Annotated in this window: 1 protein-coding gene; it reads right to left on the reverse strand. The window is 75.1% G+C overall.

Features of this window, described 5'->3' with window-relative positions:
• Positions 1–139: 139 nt before the first annotated feature.
• Entirely contained in the window at positions 140–1,429 is a 1,290-nt protein-coding gene (locus CCN42_RS40960; protein ID WP_086742090.1) for a ribonuclease D, read from the reverse strand.
• Positions 1,430–1,501 lie beyond the last annotated feature (72 nt).

The raw sequence follows: 1,501 nt of genomic DNA on the forward strand, positions 1-1,501 counted from the left end.
TCCGCCGCGTGGGCGCGAGCAACCACGAACGACCCGCACCCGCACGACGACGGAGCCCGCTACGGCGCCTGGGCGGCAGGGGCGCGGGGAGCGGCGCGGACAAGCACGGCGAACCCGCGCCCGCGCGCCGGCGGAACCCCTACGGCGCCTTGGCGGACAACGCCTCCACCAACGCCGGAGTGACCAGCTCCACCTGCCAGGGCCGGGCGCCGTAGCCCACCAGCGCCTGCGCAACGCCCTCCGCGTCAAGACGCTGAGGCGGCTCCCAGCACACCCGCCGCACCGCATCCGGGGCGATCAGGTTCTCCTGGGGCAGATTCAGCTCCTCTGCCAGCGCCGTCACCTTCGCGCGCGCCGCGGACAGCCGCGCCGCCGCGGCCGGGTCCTTGTCCGCCCAGGCCCGCGGCGGCGGGGGCCCGGCGACGGGCTGCCCCGGTTGCGGCAGCTGCGACTCGGGCAGCGCCCTGACCCGGTCCACCGCCGCCTGCCACTGCTCCAGCTGCCGCCGTCCCATCCGATGCCCGAACCCGCTCAGCGCGGACAGGGCGTGCACGTTCGCCGGAAGGGAGAGCGCGGCCTCCACGATGGCCGCGTCCGACAGCACCTTGCCCGGTGACACGTCGCGCCGCTGGGCGATCCGGTCCCGGGTCTCCCACAGCTCGCGCACCACGCCGAGCTGTCGCCGGCGCCGCACCTTGTGCATGCCGGACGTACGCCGCCAGGGGTCCTTGCGGGGCTCCGGCGGCGGCGCCGACGCGATGGCGTCGAACTCCTGCCGCGCCCACTCCAGCTTGCCCTGCCGGTCCAGCTCCTTCTCCAGCGCGTCCCGCAGGTCGACCAGCAGCTCGACGTCGAGGGCGGCGTAGCGCAGCCAGGGCTCGGGCAGCGGGCGGGTGGACCAGTCGACGGCGGAGTGGCCCTTCTCCAGGACGTAGCCCAGGACGTTCTCGACCATGGCGCCGAGGCCGACGCGCGGGAACCCGGCGAGCCGCCCGGCCAGCTCGGTGTCGAACAGCCGGGTGGGCACCATGCCTATCTCGCGCAGGCAGGGCAGGTCCTGGGTGGCGGCGTGCAGTACCCACTCCACGCCGGACAGCGCGTCGCCGAGCCCGGACAGGTCGGGGCAGGCGACGGGGTCGATCAGCGCGGTGCCGGCGCCCTGGCGGCGCAACTGCACCAGGTAGGCGCGCTGGCCGTAGCGGTACCCGGAGGCGCGCTCGGCATCGACGGCGACGGGGCCGGTGCCGGCGGCGAACGCGGCGATCACCTCGGCGAGGCCCGCCTCGTCCGCGATCACGGGCGGAATGCCCTCGCGGGGCTCCAGCAAGGGGATCGGCGCCTCCGTAGCAGAAGATCCGCCGTCGTCCGGAGGGGCGCCTCCGGTGGTTCGCAGTGAACTGTCTGCTGCGGTGTCGTGGGCGTCGGTCACCTGTCAAGGGTATCCGTGGATACGCCGAGCCCGTCGACGGAACGTTCCGGCGACGGGCTTCGGCGGAGCCAC

It is taken from the genome of Streptomyces glaucescens (assembly GCF_002154375.1).
GTDB lineage: Bacteria > Actinomycetota > Actinomycetes > Streptomycetales > Streptomycetaceae > Streptomyces > Streptomyces glaucescens.